Here is a 19241-nt window from a genome sequence, read left to right as displayed (position 1 = left end):
AACTACGATAATGATAATGAATTTTCGAAAAATCTTATGTGCCTTATGTCTGTTGCCGGCCCTGGTGTATGGACAATCCAGAACCATTCAGGGAGTGGTGAGGGACTCTGATACGGGTGAGCTTTTACCTGGAGCTACCATTGCCCTGAAAGGAACCACCGAAGGAACGATTACGGATATTGAAGGGCAGTTCCGGTTAGACATTGATACAGACGGTGTACTCGTGGTCTCTTTTGTGGGATACCAGTTTTTGGAGATGAATACTGCAGGACGCACTTCGTTTGATGTTTTGCTCAACCCCGATGTGATGTCTCTTTCTGAAGTGGTGGTAGTTGGCTATACAGCTGAGCGCAAGAAGGATCTAACCGGAGCAGTAGCTGTGGTTGACCTGGAAGAAATTGAGGACCTTCCAGCCGGTAACATTATGAAAAACATACAAGGTCGGGTGCCGGGTGTATCTATCACAACCGATGGATCGCCCGGCTCCGGAGCTACGGTCCGAATCAGAGGTACCGGTACACTCAATAACAATGATCCGCTTTATGTAATCGACGGGGTTCCAACCAAAGCCGGAATGCATGAAATCAACCCGGCCGACATTGAGTCAGTCCAGGTGCTGAAAGATGCTGCGTCGGCAAGTATTTATGGGTCGAGGTCCGCCAATGGGGTGATCATCATTACGACAAAAAGAGGAAAAGATCAGGGTGTGAAAATCAACCTGGATGCTAACTGGTCGCTGCAACAATACACGACCAAGATGGATCCATTAAATACTGCGGAAAGAGGAAAGGTTTATTGGCAGGCTGCCGTAAATGCCGGTCTTAATCCCGTTAGCCCGATCTATGATTATACGTGGAATGGGGACCTGAATAACCCGATATTGGGCTCAGTAGGTACCTACGAATATCTGGATGCTGCGCAAACCATGTACCCTTCGGATACCAGGTGGTTTGATGAAATTTCTCAGACTTCTCTGTTGCAGTCCTACAACCTGAATGTATCGAATGGAGGAAAGAATGGTAATGTGCTCTTTTCGCTGGGTTATTATGACCATGATGGCATTGTCAAGGAAACGAATTTTGAGCGAATCAATGTAAGGGTTAATAGTGATTATAGCTTCAGAGATGGGCTGGTGACCATTGGAGAGAACTTCCAGATTTCTCTTCAGGAAGAAACTCAAATTAATGCCGGGGATATATTATTTACGTCTTTGGTTCAGCATCCCATTGTGCCTGTGCATACCATCGATGGGGGATGGGGTGGTCCGGTTTCGGGTATGACTGATCGTCAAAATCCGGTACGTTTAATTGAGGACAACAAACAAAACAGGTATAAATACATTCGTCCTTTTGGAAACGCCTATATCGCATTAAATCCCCTTAAAAACCTTACTTTCAAAACAAACTTTGCTGTTGATTATAGCTTGTTTTATCTCAGAGCTATTCGGAAAAAGTATGTTTCGGGATTCCTTTCTGAGCCGGACAATCAAGTGTCAAGCCAATCAAGTTTAGGAGGCAATTGGATTTGGTCCAATACTGCTACCTACGATCTGGAGCTGGAAAAGCATCGACTCAATTTCCTTGCCGGTGCTGAGCAAATTCGATATGCCAGCGAATGGTACAATGCCTCAAGAGAGGGATTTATTAGCGAGGATCCGAATTATGCGTATCTAAGTTCTGGTTCTGCTAATCAGCTAAATGCAGGTGGCGGTACGCAATGGGCGCTAATGTCATTCTTCGGAAAAGTGAATTATGCTTTCAATGACAGGTATCTGGCTTCATTTACCTTGAGAAGGGATGGCTCGTCCAGGTTCGGAAGGAACAATCGTTATGGAAACTTCCCAGCTGCCTCTATAGGCTGGAGAATTAGTGAAGAGCCATTTTTGAAAAATCTCGTTGCCTCGGATTTTGACTTGAAATTACGAGCAAGCTGGGGGCAAAATGGTAATCAGGAGATAGACCCACTGGCGGTTTATAACATTTACAGACCCGTTTATGGTAAGGAGGATGCAATTTGGGATAACCCTAATCCGCCCGAATACCGACCAAGCCTGGGTACGGCCTACGATATCGCAGGTCAGGATATCGGAGAACTACCATCAGGATACATCGCCAGTCAGCAAGCCAACGATGATTTGAAATGGGAAACAACTACCCAGGTTGACTTTGGTGTTGATTTCTTGTTCTCAAAGTTTTCAGGGTCAGTGGATTACTTTGAAAAGAAAACCAGTGACATCCTGTATTTCAGAACATTGATTGCGGCAGTAGGTGAGGCTGGCGGACAGTTTGTGAATGGCGGAACAATCAAGAACAGTGGTATTGAGGCAGCGCTTACTTATGAGGATGAAATTGGTCCTGTATCCTTCGATATTACGGGAAATATAGCCACGCTGAAAAATGAGGTGGTGAGTATGCCGGAGGAACTGTTTGTAAGAACTCCTTTGAGTGGGGCGGTTCCGAATGATGCCAAAACAGAGTTGCTGGGGGTGAATCTGATTGGCCGTTCTGTCAACTCGATGTATGGTTATGTAACAGACGGGCTTTTTCAAAATCAGGAAGAAGTAGATGCGCATGTTACTCAACCAGGAAAAGGAGTAGGGCGAATCAGGTATAAAGACCTGAATGGAGATGGTGTGATTGATAACAATGACCAGACTTTTATTGGTACATCTGATCCGTCACTTTCCTATGGTTTGAATCTGAACGCCAATTACAAGAGATTCAATTTTACCGTATTTGTACAGGGTGTAAGCGGTATTGACTATTACAATTCATACAAAACCTACACCGACTTTGCCTCCCTTTGGCCGGGAACTAACTGGGGCAGCAGAACCCTTGATGCATGGTCACCAACAAATACAGGATCTGATATCCCAAGGCTTACGGCAGTGGATTCAAATAACGAGGGACGTGTTTCTACCTACTTTATTGAAAATGCTTCCTATCTCAAGTTGAGAAATGTTCAGATCGGATACACACTCGGAACCCCGGCACTTGAAAGGATAGGTATGCGTAGCCTGAGGGTATACATTCAGGGACAAAACCTTTTGACATTCAAAAACAAGGAATTCACAGCTCCGGATCCGGAGAATCCAAACTATGCATTCCCTATACCGGCGATCTACACCACGGGGATCAGTGTCGGTTTCTAAACAAACAACATGAAGAAAATGAAAAAGCTAAGACATTTATTTATTCTATTGACAGGAGCCTTCATGATCAATTCATGTAGTGACTTCCTGGAGGTTTCGCCTCAGGGAACGATTTCAGACGAAGAGCTGAATTCTCCTGAAAATATTGATGGACTGATCATTTCCGCATACGCTATGCTTGGGAATGACCATTACTCTGTGCCCAATATGTTGTGGCCCTGGGGTGATCTAAGAGGAGGAGACGCCTATAAGGGCGGTGATGGTCCGGCTGACATAGCGATCTATCATGCCATGGAAGTCTTTTCTACCATTCAGCCTGATATGAGTGCCTATGCACCATCGGCATTGGGTGATTTGAACAATAAAAAGTGGGAGCGACTCTACACCAGTATTTCAAGAACCAACAATGCCCTGGCGAGGCTCAATGAAATGGAGGATGGTGAATATGCCAGGAAAACCGAACGTACTGCTGAAATGAGGTTTTTGAGAGCGCATTACTATTTTGATCTGAAGATACTTTATAAGCAAATCCCCTGGATTGATGAGAATGCCTCTGCAGCGGATATCGAGGTTATTTCAAATACAGAATTTACAAGCGATCAGCTTTGGGGTAAGATTGCAGCGGATTTGGCTTTTGCAGCAGACAATCTGCCAGCGTCACAATCTGAAGTAGGAAGACCAAATAAGTTTACTGCTAAAGCTTACCTGGCTAAAGTGCTTCTTTATCAGGCCTATGAGCAAAATGAAACCCATGAAGTGGTGAATATTAACCAGCCACTTCTGGAGCAGGTGGTCACCCTGGTAGATGAAGTGATCGCTTCAGGAAAATTTGGTTTGGAAGGGGATTTTGCTGATCCGTTTTTGTGGGAGAACGAAAACGGTCCTGAGTCTGTCTGGGCCATTCAACGGTCACATGATGATGGCACCAATACGGGTAATATAGATTATAGCGCTATGCTAAATAGCCCGATGAGCCTTGAGTTTGGCTGTTGCTGGTTCCATATTCCAAGTCAAAACCTTGTCAATGCCTACAAAACAGATGTAAACGGATTGCCTTTATTTGATACCTATAATGATGCCGATTTGGACCTGGGTACTAATACTGTAGACCCGAGGCTGGATCATACAGTAGCTCAGCCCGGCAAACCATGGAAATATGAAACATCCATTATTTACACAGAGGCGGACTGGGCAAGACAACCGGGTATTTATGGACCTTATTCATCGCTAAAGGAAAATGTTTCCCCTAACTGTGATTGTTTTGAAAGGCTTCCTCCATTTATGTCCAGTTCCAAGAATACCATCCTGATGCGCTATGCTGATGTGTTGCTTTGGAAAGCCGAGGCCCTGATTGAACTGGGTAGACAGAATGAGGCATTACCAATTATCAATGATATCCGGAACAGGGCGAAGAGCAGTACCACCTTACTTGTGGATAATCTCGGTAATGACCTGTCCGACTATAGCATTGAGCCTTACACTTCAACCGGTTGGACGCAGGAGTATGCGCGCCAGGCTCTTCGCTGGGAGAGGCGATTGGAGCTGTCAATGGAAGGCCATCGGTTCTTTGATCTGGTCCGATGGGGAGTCGCTTCGGAAACTTTAGGTGAATACTTCCAGATGGAGAAAAACAAGCGAGAATACCTCAGTACTGCGGGCTTTGTGAAAGGAAAACATGAATACCTTCCTATCCCACAACAGCAGATAAACTTAAGCAACGGAAGATACCAGCAAAACAATGGATATAACTAATTAAACGATTTACTAAACCTAAAAATGTAAAACAATGAAAATGAGAATGCATCGATTATTGATGGTCGCTGTTGCGGTCGTGCTATGTACTTTTACATCATGTTCTGACGGTGACGACATCAAACCCGGAGAGGCTTCAATCATAAGCTTTTCAATTGATTCAGAAAGTGGATCGATCAACGAATCCGCCAAAACTATAGAATTAGAGTTGGAGGCAGGTATAGATGTTACAACCCTTAAACCAACCATCGTAGTTTCTGAGGGTGCAACCGTATCACCTGCTTCAGGTTCGGAAGTAGACTTTACAGAGCCTGTTACATTCACGGTAACAGACCAGTCTGGAGAAATCACTTCTGCGTATGTCGTAACTGTAGCGAGTGCAAACCTCAGAAAACTGGCTTTTATAGGAGTTGCATCAGAGAATACCACTGCGGCATGGGATGCGTTAGCGGGGTCTGATTATACTTTGGAAGATGATAAAGCCGCGGCAACATGGTTTGCTGAAGGCATGGTTTCTCCTTCTACGGAGTTGGCTTATTTCTCCATCGAGGCTGTTGCCGGAGGAGCGGATCTTAGTGCATATCATGCTATCTGGATCCAGTTCGATGGGGGCTGGTGGGGCGGCGAAGTAGCCCAGTTTCCTAATAACACCAATCACTGTATCATCAGTGAAGCAGGTATCGGATTTGATACACCTTGTGATCAATTAGCTACTGACTTTATCGCTGCAGTGAAAACTTATTATGAGGCAGGAGGCAGCATCTTTTTGGGCAATTTTGCCGGCTCAATTGTGGATGAATTAGGCGTTGTAAGTTCAGCTGATTATGCTCCAAACAACTCTTGGGGAGGTCTGACAGTGGATGATGGCGCCACAGATGCTTCATGGGGAGTTGTGTGGTCTGGAGAGCAGACAAGCCCACTTTTTGAAAACATAACAGTGGGTGCGGCAGATGGATGTCCATCTCCATTCTTCGAAATGTTGGCGTCAGGTACCTTGAAGAAGAACAGATCTAACCAGTATAACCTTGACTTTGGTCCATGGGCTCCAAATGGAGATGCCGATCCAATTGAAGACAGAGCTGCGAGCTTTGAATCTTTGACTGGTGCAAGCTTCCTGATAACTAATTGTGGGGAGAACGAGGGACAAATGATCATGTGGCCGGCCACTGGAACCAAAGGAGCAGTGATTACTGCACTAAGTGGAACATATGATTGGTATGTTGGCGATGTAAGCAATAGCGATAACATTAAAGTACTTACCAAGAACACGCTGCTTTACCTGGCAGACCTGTCTTTCGAATAGTAATTAGTGTAAAACCTTAACCAATAGTCCCGGTGTCGCAAGGCATCTTTCGTGGGTGGCCCCGGGACTTTTTGATTTCAATATGATCAGATATATAGCAATTTTAGGATTCACCATTTTCTCAATGCATCTGTCTGCACAGGTTCGGTATGCAGAATTGTACAGACCGCAGTTTCATGCCACTCCGAGGACTGGATTTATGGGCGACCCCAACGGTCCTAATAAGTTCAGTGACACCTATCACCTTTATTGGTGGGGGCATATGATCTCGGATGACATGGTTTATTGGCAGGAACTGACCAGCAATGCATTGAAAGGAACCCCTTCTGGCTATGGTAACTGGTCAGGCTGTGTGGCGGTAGACCTTGAAAATACTGCAGGATTTAACACGGCGGAGGATACCGCAATGATCGCCGTTTACACGCTTAATGATAATAATACGGGTGTTCAGCATCAGGCTATTTCAGTGAGCCTTGATCAGGGTTCTTTTGACTATTACAATGGAAATCCGGTTATCCAGAGCAACCAGGCTGATTTTAGGGATCCGCAGGTTTTTTGGCATGAGCCAACTTCAAAATGGGTCATGGTCATCACAAAACCGATTGACCGGGCCATCGAATTTTACACCTCATCAGATATAAAGGTGTGGAGTTATAAAAGCAAATTTCAGGGGCGTGGAGCAAGGAGAGAAATATGGGAAGTGCCCGATTTATTTCAATTGACTTTGAACGGGAATGTAAATGACCAGCGATGGGTGCTTACCTGCGGTATGGGACCCAATCGTATGCAATACTGGGTAGGTGATTTTGACGGAACAAAGTTCACCCTGGCTTCAGATGATAATCTGTTAACCGGTAATCAGATAAAGGGAGACCTGTTGGCTGATTTTGAAGCCGACTACACTGGATGGACCGTTGAAGGTACGGCCTTTGGTTCTGCACCGGCATCCGGAACCCTGGCCGATCAGCAGGAGGTGATGGGTTATACAGGATATAAATTGGTGAACTCCTTTTTAGGAGGAGATGGACCAACAGGTAAAATGATTTCCGATGATTTTACCATAACAAAGAAATTTATCAATCTGCAAATTGGAGGTGGGTCAGGTAGTGGCTTATCCTTTAAAGTGATTTCGGAAGGTGTGGAGCTGGCAAATATTCGCAGCACCGGTGATACGGAAATTCTCCAGTGGAGAGGTATTGACTTAAGTGCCCATGCAGGTAAAACAGCACATATCGAAATAGAGGATGAAGCCACAGGTGGTTGGGGTCACATTTTAGTAGATCATATTGTCTTCTCTGATTATGAATATGATACGAGAATAGAGAATGCCAACTGGGCCGATTGGGGACATGACTTTTATGCGGGTAAGTCCTTTAGAAACTACGACGGGGATGATACCCGAAAAATATGGTTGGCCTGGATGGGCAACTGGACCTATGCGCGTGATGTGCCTACCAACCCATGGAAAGGCTGTGAATCCATTCCACGCTCTTTGAGCCTTGTTAACGAAGGAAATGGATATGAATTAGTCCAGAAGCCGATCGTAGAATTAGAAAAGCTTAGGGATGTCACCTATTCCAAGTCCAATTTTAGTGTAGAGGGAACACAGGAAATTACAGGTTTCCAACCGGATTGGAATGTCTATGAATTAAAGGTTTCGTTTAAAATTACCGGAGACAATCAGGTGTTCGGTCTAAACCTGGCAGAAGGCGACGACCACAAACTTGAAGTAAGGTTTGACACGCATAATTCAGTACTTTCCGTCAATCGGGGGACGAAGCCTTTCAGTTTTGCATATAAACGAATAACAGAGACACCTATCATCATACCGGAAGATAGTATTCTTGATTTGCACATTTTCGTAGATCAGTCTTCTGTTGAGATTTTGGCCAATGATTATAAAGTCTCGACCACATCCCTGTTTTTTAACCTACCGACCTCTACGGGTATATCCATATTTTCAGATAATGGATTGGTACAGGTTCCGGAGTTTCAGGCGTGGAGTTTAAAATCTATTTGGGGGATTTCAGTGGAGGATATGGTACTTCCCGAAGATCCCGGTACGGGAACGCCTCTTGGATTAGACCAGAAAAAAAAATTAATCTATCCAAACCCGGTAAGAAGAGGTGAAAAGTTGATTTTGGGTAACCCTGAGACCGAGGAGGTTAAGCTATTTGATCTTTCAGGTCAAATCCAACCTATCAGAAAAATTCAAAATGATCAGTTCATCATCCCCGAGGAGGTGTCTCCCGGAGTTTATTTTCTACTGGTAAGAAATGCTGATTCAGTTGTTAAGAAAAAACTAATTGTACGATGAAGGAGAAATTATTACTGATTGTTTTGATAGCCGGCCTGGCCGCATGTCAGTCGAGGCAAAAAGAAATTGAATCCATTGAGAAGATACCTTATCAATACAGGTCATCATACCATTTTGCTCCGGAATCTGGATGGATGAATGATCCTAACGGAATGGTTTACTATGCCGGAGAGTATCATTTGTTTTATCAATATTACCCGGACGGACTTCAGTGGGGGCCAATGCATTGGGGCCATGCCGTTTCTGAAGACATGGTCCATTGGGAGCATTTGCCTATTGCACTGTATCCGGATGAGTTGGGCTACATTTTCTCAGGAAGTGCGGTAGTTGATATCAACAACACCTCTGGTCTTGGTTCTTTAGAGGAGCCTCCAATGGTTGCCATTTTTACCTATCATGATATGGCAGCAGAGAGACAGGGTAGAGAGGACTACGAAACTCAGGGAATAGCCTATAGCATGGATAAAGGTCGTACCTGGACCAAGTACGCCGATAATCCGGTCTTAAATAATCCCGGTGTAAGAGATTTCAGAGATCCGAAAGTGATTTGGAATGAGTCAACAAGCAAGTGGATAATGTCCCTTGCTGTCAGGGACCATGTCGAATTTTATTCGTCACCTGATTTACTTACCTGGACAAAGGAAAGTGAGTTTGGTCAGAATTTAGGTGCGCATGGAGGAGTTTGGGAATGCCCCGACTTATTTCCGCTAAAGGATGAGAATGGTGAGGAGAAGTGGGTGCTTTTGGTAAGCATTAATCCGGGAGGCCCTAATGGAGGATCTGCGACACAATATTTTATTGGGAGTTTTGACGGTCATGAGTATCAAGTGCAGGACGCTCAGACAAGATGGGTGGATATCGGAAGTGATAATTATGCCGGGGTTAGTTGGTTTGGAGTTCCTGAATCGGATGGAAGAAGGCTTACTATGGGATGGATGAATAACTGGAATTACGCTAATCAAATTCCACAATCCGGAAGTAGAGGTAATATGACCATTGCCAGGGAGTTTGTATTGAATGAAAATATACTAAAGTCTGTGCCAATCACGGAATTGAAAGACCTGAGGGGTCAGGGAACTAGTCTTGATGTAAGAGAAGTTACTTCTCTGGATCAGGAATCTTTTGAACTCGAAATGAAATTTGTTTCGTCGGTCAAAGCTCCTCTGCAATTGACATTTCAAAATGAAAGCGGAGAGGAGCTATTGATAGAATTTGGAAATGGCCTTGTCAAGGTTGATCGGTCCAAAGTATCGGGAAATTCTTTTTCTGAGCAATTCAATCCAGTATTGGCTTCTTCCTTCGATTCAGATATTTATGAAGTCAGAGTTTTTGTAGACCGGGTTTCAGTGGAACTATTTGTTAACAATGGTTCACTTTCCATGACCCAGCTTATGTTTCCATCAGCTGAGCTGGATGAGGTGACATTTGCTGGAGATGTGGAGGCAATAGACGAAGTAGTGGTCTATCCTTTGAGTTTAAAAACACCCAGGTAAGTGTTATCTATAATCATCATAAGATGATAGGTTTGTTGTGTGGGTCCTGATTTTTTCAGGACCTAATTTTACTTGTGTTCAAACCAAAACAGTGAAATGTTAACAAGTATTAGCAAACACTTACATTTCAGCCTCTTATCGGCTATTTTGAACGTAGTAAATTAGCCTATGATGAATCAGGGTGCACAATCTTGTCGATTAATGTTTCGAGTGAATGCTCGTAGGATGAAGTTTTGCGTTGCTCGCTTTGCAAGAGTAAAGTGGCTAATTCTTGCTTTGATTTATCTTGGATGTTCCCCCGCCAGCGAACAGCGCAATACCTTTAAAATTGGATTTTCCCAATGTACCAGCTATGACAACTGGAGACAGTCGATGCAGGAGGAGATGTATCGGGAATTATCTTTTCATGATGATCTTGAGCTGAAAATCAAAGATGCAGGCGGCGAAAGTTCGGTGCAAATCAAGCAAATCAGGGAATTTCTGGATGCAAATGTTGATTTGCTGATTGTTTCCCCTCATGAAGCGGATCCCATAACTCCAATCGTTCAGGAAGCTTTTCAGCGAGGGGTGCCAGTGGTTTTACTAGATAGAAAGACTAACTCCAATTTCTACACTTCCTTTATTGGCGCTGATAACTTCAATATTGGACAAATAGCGGGGAGGTATGCTGCTAATTGTTTGGACGGAAAGGGGGCTATCATTGAGGTAAAAGGAATACAGAGCTCAACTCCTTTCATCGATCGTCATCAGGGTTTTCAGGATATGATTTCAGGATACCCTGATATCAAGGTGAGTGGAGTAGAAGGCGATTGGGGGGTTACCAGAGACGGAGAAGCGGCATTTAAAAAGCTGTTTGAAAATGGGGTAAAATATGATATGGTCTATGCTCACAGTGATTTTTTGGGTTTTGCAGTATACAATGTCTTAAAGGAAATGGGGCTGGAAAATGAAATTGAAATCATTGGAATTGATGGGTTGGCCGGGCCCAACGGAGGAATCCAATACGTTTATGATGACATATTAAAAGCCACCATCCTTTACCCAACTGGTGGGGACAAGGCGATACAAGTCGCATCAGATATCCTTCACAATAGGCCTTATGATAAAGAAAATGAATTGACCACTACGGTTATTGATAGTAGCAATGTGCGGGTAATGAAGATGCAAACCAATAAAATCCTGGGGCATCAGCGAGACATCAACCGCATGGTGGAAAAGATCAATCAACAGAAAGTCGTTTATAAATCACAGCAATATTTCCTGTACATATTGGCTTTTTTATTTGTGCTAAGTGCATTGTCTTTTGCATATACGTTAAAACTGTTGCGAGAACGTCGTGAGACCAATAAAAGCCTCAATAGACGCAATGAGGAAATTTTACGACAAAGGAATGAAGTGGTGGAGATGTCTGAAAAGGCAAATGAAGCTATACAGGCCAAAATTGATTTTTTCTCCAATGTGTCACATGAGTTTAAGACCCCTCTTACGCTGATCTTAGGTCATTTAGATGAGCTTCAGGAATCTAATGGCAATAAGGTGGGGAAGGATGCAGGACTCATTCGACAAAATGCCATGAGATTATCAAGGCTTGTTAGTCAGTTGATGGATTTTCAGAAGCTGGAAAACAACCGGATGATTCTTAAGGCAGGACGTTATGATCTCGTGGCATTTACGACAGATGTGGTCAAGGCATTTAAACCATTGGCCCGAAGAGGAAGTTATCAATTTGATTTCTATCCGTCAGAGCCCGAATTGTGGGTTTGGTTTGATAGAAGTATGCTGGATAAGGTCTTGTTTAATCTTCTTTCTAATGCTTTCAAATTCACGCCGGAGCGAGGCAGGATAAAGGTTTTCCTTGAAGTAGAGTCAAGTAAAAACCAGGTCCATGTTATAGTCGAGGATAATGGGGCGGGAATGAATGCAGATGAGCTCTCCCGTGCCTTTGAGCGTTATTATCGTGGTGATGAAACCCGTGTGGATGGGACAGGTTTAGGTTTGCCATTATCGAAAGAGCTCATTGACTTACATCATGGCAATATATCGGTGACCAGCGAAAAAGGAACGGGTACACGGTTTACTGTCAGTTTACTTCTGGGTGATGAGCATTTAACAGATAAAGAAAAGGTTTCCGAGGGTCAATTGATTGATATCCATGAAATTGACTATAATTTTCAAAACCCTGATTCTGAACCTTTAGCGAATCCTAAAATTACTCTGGATCAAACGGTTTTAATTATTGAGGATGATAAGGACCTTCGTCAGTTTTTATCTGGGAAACTACAAAAACATTTTAATGTACTTGAGGCAGAAAATGGTGAAGCCGGGATTGCGATTGCGGTTGATCAGGTACCAGATTTAATACTGTGCGATATTAAAATGCCAAAAGTCAAAGGTACTGAGGTACTGAAGAAGATGAAGTCAGACCACCGTACTTCACATATTGCTTTTGTGGTGATGACCTCAGACGATTCGCTTGAGGAAAAGATGGTAGCAATAAAGCAAGGTGCGGATGACTTCATTAGTAAGCCTTTTAATTTCAGTCTCTTATTGGAGCGAATCAAAACCATCTTAACTAACAGGCTAAAACTCCGGGATCATTATGTGCACGAGTTGCCTGTAGAGCAGAGTACCAAAACGGCTCCCAATCTTGACAAGAAGTTTGTGAATGATTTTGTGAGTCTGGTTGAGGAGCATATTGGAAATCCCCGTTTTGATGTCAATGAAATCTGCGATCAAATGGGAATGTCGAGAATTCAACTCTACAGGAAGGTTAAATCAATGCTTGGTTACAGCGTTGCGGATTATGTGACGAGCGTTAGACTCAAAAAAGCAAAATTCCTTTTAGTCACCACGGACCAGCCTGTGGCTGAAATAGGTTATGCGGTTGGCTTTTCTTCTCCATCGTATTTCTCGGCAACCTTCAAAGGCCGTTTTGGCCTGACCCCAAAGGAATTCCAAAAGGCCAATCAAAAGGTCTAGCTATTCAATTTTCAAACGATAGGATCTGGATGTTACAATATCTCAATTTTGGGATGTTAATATCATTTATTCTTGATTGTGAAATTATTAAAATCATAAACTGAATCACTTAAAACACTATAAAAACACCATATTATCAATATTAAAGCGATAAAGTGCTGATTTGATATTTAATGAAATAATCCTGATAGCCCCTGATATCAGGTTGGTATAGGTTAGCATCATGATCGGTCGGTTTGATCATCGCCAAAATGGTATTCACCCTTTGTCAAACCCTATTATGATATGTAAACAACTACCCAATTAATATGAAAAACCAATTACGTATTTTATTCAAATTAGTCATTGCGATCGCGTTGTTTTTAGCAATGGGTTCCCATGGTCAGGCCCAGACTGTTGGGGATGTGATGCCTTTTTACGATGCAGGCAGCTCGGAATTCTATGTTTATTATCTGCGCGATATTTGGGATGACAATACAAATCAGCGTCACCCATGGAATGTTCTCACCACAACGGATCTAAGCTCCTACACTGAACAGGGAGAAAAATTGAGTTGTAGCACAGATCCATGTGACCAGGACTATGCGCTGGGAACGGGTAATGTAATCAAGGAAGGTTCCACCTATTATGCGTTTTACACCGGCCATAATCCAAATTATCCCTCTGGTTGCGTAAATCAAAAAGAAGGAATCATGCTGGCGACGTCTACGAATCTTAGCAATGGTTTTACAAAATCGACGAGCTTTTCGACCATCTATCCTCCGGCAGGTTTTGATGCCAACGACAATTTCAGAGATCCATATGTTTTCAAAGATGGAAGTACATTCCATATGTTGTTGTCAGCTCGTACCACGGTGAGTGGGGTATGGAGAGGAGTGATTATTCGCTATACCTCCACCAACCTGACTGATTGGACCTACGCAGGCATTGTTTATGACGGAGGTGGTATTAACTACTTTATGATGGAATGTGCCCAGATTTTCCAAATGGGATCAACCTACTATCTCATGTTTTCTGACATCGGAACCAAGCGCATCATTTACAGAAAAAGTAGTTCTATATATGGTCCATGGGATTATCCTGTTGGTTCTGATATCATAGACAGTGTTGGATATGCTGCCAAGGCTGCCAGCAATGGGTCCCAAACCTACCTATGGGGCTGGGAAGTGGTAGGTACTACCTGGGCTGGTCAGCTTTTGGATCATGAATTGACGCAGGATGCAAATGGGGATTTGGTGGTTTCGCCCGTCATTCCTAATGCTCCACCAACAGTGAGTATTACCTCACCGGCGAATGGATCAACCTTTGATGATGGAACCAGCGTGAGTATCACGGCTTCAGCTTCAGATAGCGATGGAAGTGTGACACAGGTTGAGTTTTTTGTAGATGGTGTGTCCATCGGCATCGACAATAGTAGTCCGTATGTTGTAAACTGGACCATTGGCGTGGGTACCTATAGCCTCACCGCTGTGGCTACGGATGACGATTTGGCTACTACAACTTCTGCAACAGTCAACGTAACGGGGCAAAGTGCATCGCTCGCTGACGGTATTTATACCATCACAGCCAGGCATAGTGGCAAGGTGCTGGACGTAGCAGGCAATGGAAACAATGCGAATGTTCAGCAATGGAGCTATTCGGGTGGAGACAATCAAAAATGGCAGCTTGAGCAATTGTCAGGTGGCTATTACAAAATCATAGGAGTACAAAGTGGCAAATCATTGGATGCAGTAGGTGCAACCAATGGTAGTAACGTTCGTCAATGGAATTATGGTGGAGCAGATAATCAGCTATGGGCTTTCAATGACCGCGGCAATGGCTATTATAGTATAACCAACAAAGCAAGTGGAAGGTCTCTGGACATAGCAAGTGGTTCCATGGATGATGGCGCTAACGTTCAGTTATATGATTACCTGGGATTTGACAATCAACAATTTTCTGTGAACTTCATAGCCTCATTGAGGTTGTCCGAAATGGAGGAGACAACAGCGAGTGTTGAGACAAGCCTTGAAATATATCCGAATCCCGCTCAGGAGTTCATAGAAATAAAAAGCACCGATACATATGATCAGGCAAGGATCCTGACTTTAGACGGAAAAGTGGTGTATGGAGGTCGACTTGAATCCAACAAAATCGACGTATCGTCATTGAAATCAGGGATTTATCTATTGGAGCTTGAAAGGGAGAATACTTATACTACAATTCGATTCATCAAAACAAAATAGTAAGGTCTAATAACCAGCTAGAGACCCATTCATAAAGCCACCTCTTTTTTGGGGGTGGTTTTTCGTTTTTTGATGCAGAACCAGGATCGTTTCAGCTTTGATAAAACAACACGGACATTAATTGATGCTAATGCGCTGCCTGATAATGACTTTCTGATTTTACTCAACCAAAACACCAACTATAATATTCGAATATTAATTGAGAACGCTATGGTTAACGTATATGTCAACAATGAGGTGGCGCTGAGTAATCAGATTTATAAAGCAACAGGAACAAACTGGAGGATTTTTGCTGATAACAGGAATGCAACTTTCTCGAACATCAATGTTTGTGTTCTATAGCCCCTGTTGATCAAAATTCCTTTCGGATCATTCTGAGAGAATTTCCTAACGCTCCCTTCAACCTGAAACAAAATTACAAGTGAATGGTACAGGATTGAAAGTAGTCCATCTGTAGGAATTTTAGATTTGGGATTATGAACCAAGTGGATTGAATGAAAGAAATAGGAATTCCACATTCAGAGTATTGATCAAGAATATTGTTAGAGACAAGTGATATGAAAGTTTTGGTTTTTGGAGAGATCCTTTGGGATATCATTGAGGGAGTTCCTCATTTGGGTGGAGCACCACTTAATTTTGCTGCGCATGTAGCTCAATGTGGATACGATTCGGCAATAGTGTCCTGTCTGGGAAAAGATAATTTAGGGGATGATGCTTTGCGAATGGTACAGTACCTTAATGTGGATGTAAGATTAGTACAGCGTAGTGATATTAGGACAGGTTTTGTTCCGGTCACACTATGCAATGGACAGCCAGATTATGAAATTATCGAGAATGTTGCATACGATTATATAGATGGTGAAAAACTGGATCATACGCTCATTGGTGATTATGATACCTTCTATTTTGGTAGTCTGATCCAACGAAGTGAGGTATCGGCCAGTGCTCTTCAACAGATATTGGATAGGCATCGTTTTAAGCAGGTTTTTTATGATGTGAACCTGAGAAAAAATTCCTTCAACAAGGATATTGTTGTTCATTCACTTGGTCATTGCAACCTGTTGAAGGTAAATGATGAGGAAGTAGGAGTTTTGAGTAAGCTGCTTTTTGACAGGGATTTGGATTTTGACGCCTTTTGCGAAAAAGTAATAGGCCTGTGGAAACAAATAGAGGCTGTGGTAATTACCGCCGGAGGTGATGGTAGTCTTGTTTACTGGAACGGTCAATTAGAAAAAGTACCCACAAGTCCTATTGAAGTGATAGATACTGTCGGAGCGGGAGATTCCTTTAGTGCTGCCTTTCTATGCATTTACAACAAAACAGGTGATCCGGTATATGCTGCTCAGATAGCAAATAAAGTTGGGGCGTTCGTGGCATCTTCAAATGGCCCGATTCCTAGATATTCTCCTGAGATAATAAGTTGTTTGGTGTAGAAAATCGAACTTATAAAGTTATGTGGGTATTTTAATTGGATGAAACCAATTGCTTCGTTGATGGGAAGGTTCTTCATTCTTCTTTTTATAATAATTGCATTTTGCTCTTGTAGGGAAGAGGAAAAGGTTGTCTATAAAATTGGATTTTCACAATGCATTGTAGATGTCTGGCGGGAGGCCATGTATCAGGAAATGCGCCGAGAGCTGCTTTTTCACGATGACATGGAAATCATATACAGGGATGCAGGAGCCGATAATGCCAAGCAGATCGGACATATTCAGGGAATGTTGGATGAGGGTATCGACCTTTTGATTGTATCTCCTAATGAACCTGCTCCAATTAGCCCTATGATTGAGAAGGTATACAATATGGGTATACCGGTGATATTGTTGGATCGAAAGATTAGCGGAGAACATTTCAATGCCTAAACCTCACGGTTGTCCTGGATAAGTCCTCAGTAGAAGTATTTATGAATGATGGAGAGGTTGCAATGACTGAGTTGGTTTTTCCAAATTCCCCCTTTTCCCAACTGGTGATTAGTAATATGGATGTAATCCAAAACATTGAAATAATGAATATCAAATCTATTTGGGGGGGTGAAAAGCCGTATACACCGCAATGAAAACTAGCCTGAAACACAACAGCAGCTTGTGAACGAACAATTGAAGACAATTCTGACATTATTTGATACCATAATGATGTTTTGAGGAGGATATGTCTCTTAATTTCCTTGGTTCTATAGATACGATAACCAAAAACTATTTAAATATGAAGGTTCTGGCGTTTGGAGAGGTGCTTTGGGATTTTATTGAGGGGGATAAACATTTTGGAGGTGCTCCGATGAATTTTGCAGCGCATGTGCGTAAATGCGGAGGTAAATCAGCTATAATCACCGCTGTAGGTAAGGATAAACTGGGCGATCAGGCAATAGCAAACATTGCTTCCCTTGGTGTTTCCACTGATTTTGTTCAGGTTCACTCAAGCGCAATGACTGGGAGGGTGATGGTCTTCCTGAAAGATGGAATTCCAACTTATAGAATACGAAAGGAGGTGGCCTATGATTATGTTGATTCGAAAGGAATTGATTTATCAATGGTTGCTACCTATAATGCTTTGTATTTTGGCACAGTTGCCCAACGCAATCCTGTCTCAAGAGCTGCGTTGTACCAAGTTTTAGATGCGAGCCCCTTTAAGACTATATTCTTTGATGTAAACCTGAGAAAGCACTGCTTTACGGCAGACATCATTTGCCAATCATTAAAATATTGTAACATCATCAAAATGAATGAGGATGAGATTAGGGTATTGAGCAAATTATTATATGATCAGGAAATGAGCGTAAACCAATTCGTACATCAGTTAAAGGCAGAATACAATCAGATCAATATTGTTTTGGTAACGCTCGGCGGGAATGGCTGCACTGTTTTTACCAATGATGACAGTTATGTTGTAGCAGCCAGGGAGGTCGATGTTAAAGATACAGTTGGGTCCGGAGATGCTTTTTGTGCAGGATTCATTACAACATATATGAAGACCGGTGATCCTAAAAAAGCTGCGCGGATTGGGAATATGGTTGGAGGATTTGTAGCATCTCAAAGTGGTGCAGTGCCTGATTATCCTCAAAAGTTTGCACGTAAAATTGAAATATTGAGCGATCCGGCATCATAGCTAAGGGTTAATGGAAAATGATCCTTTTTTGTTTCATAATAAGCATAGCTGAAAAACAGAAAGATATTTTTTGATCGAGGACGCCGCATGGCAAATCGCTTTAAAGAAATTTGATGTTCTGATTCAGAAAATAATTGACCTCATTGAGTTATATGCTAAATAAATAACTTATTCAATAATGCTATCTTTATCTATTCCGGTTGTCAAAATGTTTACCTGAAAAACACTTTTTAATCAGAAAACTCTTGGCAACTTTGATTCATTAGAATGCTAATAAATTGAAAAAAAGGAAACCAGAGGATCTTGATCGAAATAGCTCTGACCATCTTTTTACCAGTTGGTTTAAGGATGTTTACAGTGAAAATTTTGAGAAACTCTTTCGGTATGCCTTTTCGATCACTAAAGATGAACAACTGGCTGAGGATGCTGTATCTGAAGTGTTTTCTAACATTTGGGAGCATCGCCCAGACCATCATAGCATAAAAGAAGTCAAAGCATATCTCCATGTTTCAGTCAAGCACCTGGCCATCAGGATGATTTCCAGAGATGCTAAACAATTTAGCTATTCTAGCTACGATGAATCTTTACAGGTTTCCGATGCCATCGATCCAGAAAGCCTCCTTTTAGGTAAGGAACTGGAAGCGATCATTAATCGGGTGGTGGAAAGATTAACACCACATGCGAAACTTGTATATGAGCTGGCCAAGATGAAAGGTTACTCAAATCAGCAGATAGCAGATGAGTTGGGTGTTTCAAAACGTACCGTAGAAGCGCACCTTTATACTACTGTTAAATCAATCCGCGAAGCACTTATCGAACATTTCAGGGATTCAGGCCATGATCACATGTATATCTCCAAAATGCTCTCGCTGTCAATGGGCTTACTGGGAAGTATGTTGATGTCAACTACCTGATAAGT

At 42.6% G+C, this 19241-nt stretch carries 13 protein-coding genes; all 13 read left to right on the top strand.

The window, feature by feature from the left end; translation table 11 throughout:
* The first annotated feature begins 16 nt into the window (after positions 1–16).
* The 13 genes from NXR94_RS16050 (at position 17) to NXR94_RS15995 (ending at position 19236) form a co-directional block, all read left to right on the top strand.
* Positions 17–3151, top strand: a complete 3135-nt coding sequence (locus tag NXR94_RS16050; RefSeq protein WP_258105693.1) for a TonB-dependent receptor — start codon at positions 17–19, stop codon at positions 3149–3151.
* Between the two features lie 18 nt (positions 3152–3169).
* Positions 3170–4903 carry a RagB/SusD family nutrient uptake outer membrane protein gene (locus tag NXR94_RS16045; protein ID WP_258105692.1) on the top strand — a complete coding sequence of 578 codons (1734 nt, stop codon included), beginning with the start codon at positions 3170–3172 and terminating at the stop codon, positions 4901–4903.
* 34 nt (positions 4904–4937) lie between these two features.
* A complete protein-coding gene (locus NXR94_RS16040) occupies positions 4938–6206 on the top strand; it encodes a DUF4960 domain-containing protein (RefSeq protein WP_258105691.1) in 1269 nt (422 codons plus the stop codon).
* An 82-nt stretch (positions 6207–6288) separates the two neighbouring features.
* Positions 6289–8523: a GH32 C-terminal domain-containing protein gene (locus NXR94_RS16035; RefSeq protein WP_258105690.1), complete on the top strand. Its 2235-nt coding sequence runs from the start codon at positions 6289–6291 to the stop codon at positions 8521–8523.
* Positions 8520–10016, top strand: coding sequence for a glycoside hydrolase family 32 protein (locus tag NXR94_RS16030; protein ID WP_258105689.1), 1497 nt, complete (start codon positions 8520–8522; stop codon positions 10014–10016). Before NXR94_RS16035 ends, NXR94_RS16030 begins: the two co-directional genes overlap by 4 nt.
* Positions 10017–10241: 225 nt before the next feature.
* Complete coding sequence (locus NXR94_RS16025) at positions 10242–12995, top strand: substrate-binding domain-containing protein (protein ID WP_258105688.1); 2754 nt, start codon at positions 10242–10244, stop codon at positions 12993–12995.
* A gap of 308 nt (positions 12996–13303) precedes the next feature.
* Positions 13304–15220 (top strand): RICIN domain-containing protein, encoded by a 1917-nt coding sequence (locus NXR94_RS16020; RefSeq protein WP_258105687.1) that lies wholly within the window; start codon positions 13304–13306, stop codon positions 15218–15220.
* 72 nt (positions 15221–15292) lie between these two features.
* Entirely contained in the window at positions 15293–15562 is a 270-nt protein-coding gene (locus NXR94_RS16015) for a GH32 C-terminal domain-containing protein (protein WP_258105686.1), read from the top strand.
* Between the two features lie 215 nt (positions 15563–15777).
* On the top strand, positions 15778–16653 hold the full coding sequence (locus tag NXR94_RS16010) for a carbohydrate kinase (RefSeq protein WP_258105685.1): 876 nt from the start codon (positions 15778–15780) through the stop codon (positions 16651–16653).
* A 60-nt stretch (positions 16654–16713) separates the two neighbouring features.
* Positions 16714–17082 carry a substrate-binding domain-containing protein gene (locus tag NXR94_RS16005; RefSeq protein WP_258105684.1) on the top strand — a complete coding sequence of 123 codons (369 nt, stop codon included), beginning with the start codon at positions 16714–16716 and terminating at the stop codon, positions 17080–17082.
* 41 nt (positions 17083–17123) lie between these two features.
* A complete protein-coding gene (locus tag NXR94_RS17200) occupies positions 17124–17276 on the top strand; it encodes a hypothetical protein (protein ID WP_374988010.1) in 153 nt (50 codons plus the stop codon).
* A 146-nt stretch (positions 17277–17422) separates the two neighbouring features.
* Positions 17423–18322 (top strand): carbohydrate kinase, encoded by a 900-nt coding sequence (locus tag NXR94_RS16000; protein WP_258105683.1) that lies wholly within the window; start codon positions 17423–17425, stop codon positions 18320–18322.
* A 278-nt stretch (positions 18323–18600) separates the two neighbouring features.
* The gene (locus NXR94_RS15995; RefSeq protein ID WP_258105682.1) at positions 18601–19236 is read left to right on the top strand and encodes a sigma-70 family RNA polymerase sigma factor; all 636 of its coding nucleotides are present in this window, start codon (positions 18601–18603) and stop codon (positions 19234–19236) included.
* Positions 19237–19241: the final 5 nt, after the last annotated feature.

This window comes from Marinoscillum sp. MHG1-6, from assembly GCF_024714475.1.
GTDB lineage: Bacteria > Bacteroidota > Bacteroidia > Cytophagales > Cyclobacteriaceae > JAMZMI01.
This window is presented reverse-complemented; position numbering and strand designations above follow the sequence as displayed.

Excerpts from the sequence above, each read along its gene's own strand:
- NXR94_RS16050 (WP_258105693.1), top strand. The coding sequence starts at position 17 with ATGAATTTTCGAAAAATCTTATGTGCCTTATGTCTGTTGCCGGCCCTG.
- NXR94_RS16045 (WP_258105692.1), top strand. The coding sequence starts at position 3,170 with ATGAAAAAGCTAAGACATTTATTTATTCTATTGACAGGAGCCTTCATG.
- NXR94_RS16040 (WP_258105691.1), top strand. The coding sequence starts at position 4,938 with ATGAAAATGAGAATGCATCGATTATTGATGGTCGCTGTTGCGGTCGTG.
- NXR94_RS16035 (WP_258105690.1), top strand. The coding sequence starts at position 6,289 with ATGATCAGATATATAGCAATTTTAGGATTCACCATTTTCTCAATGCAT.
- NXR94_RS16030 (WP_258105689.1), top strand. The coding sequence starts at position 8,520 with ATGAAGGAGAAATTATTACTGATTGTTTTGATAGCCGGCCTGGCCGCA.
- NXR94_RS16025 (WP_258105688.1), top strand. The coding sequence starts at position 10,242 with ATGAAGTTTTGCGTTGCTCGCTTTGCAAGAGTAAAGTGGCTAATTCTT.
- NXR94_RS16020 (WP_258105687.1), top strand. The coding sequence starts at position 13,304 with ATGAAAAACCAATTACGTATTTTATTCAAATTAGTCATTGCGATCGCG.
- NXR94_RS16015 (WP_258105686.1), top strand. The coding sequence starts at position 15,293 with ATGCAGAACCAGGATCGTTTCAGCTTTGATAAAACAACACGGACATTA.
- NXR94_RS16010 (WP_258105685.1), top strand. The coding sequence starts at position 15,778 with ATGAAAGTTTTGGTTTTTGGAGAGATCCTTTGGGATATCATTGAGGGA.
- NXR94_RS16005 (WP_258105684.1), top strand. The coding sequence starts at position 16,714 with ATGGGAAGGTTCTTCATTCTTCTTTTTATAATAATTGCATTTTGCTCT.
- NXR94_RS17200 (WP_374988010.1), top strand. The coding sequence starts at position 17,124 with ATGAATGATGGAGAGGTTGCAATGACTGAGTTGGTTTTTCCAAATTCC.
- NXR94_RS16000 (WP_258105683.1), top strand. The coding sequence starts at position 17,423 with ATGAAGGTTCTGGCGTTTGGAGAGGTGCTTTGGGATTTTATTGAGGGG.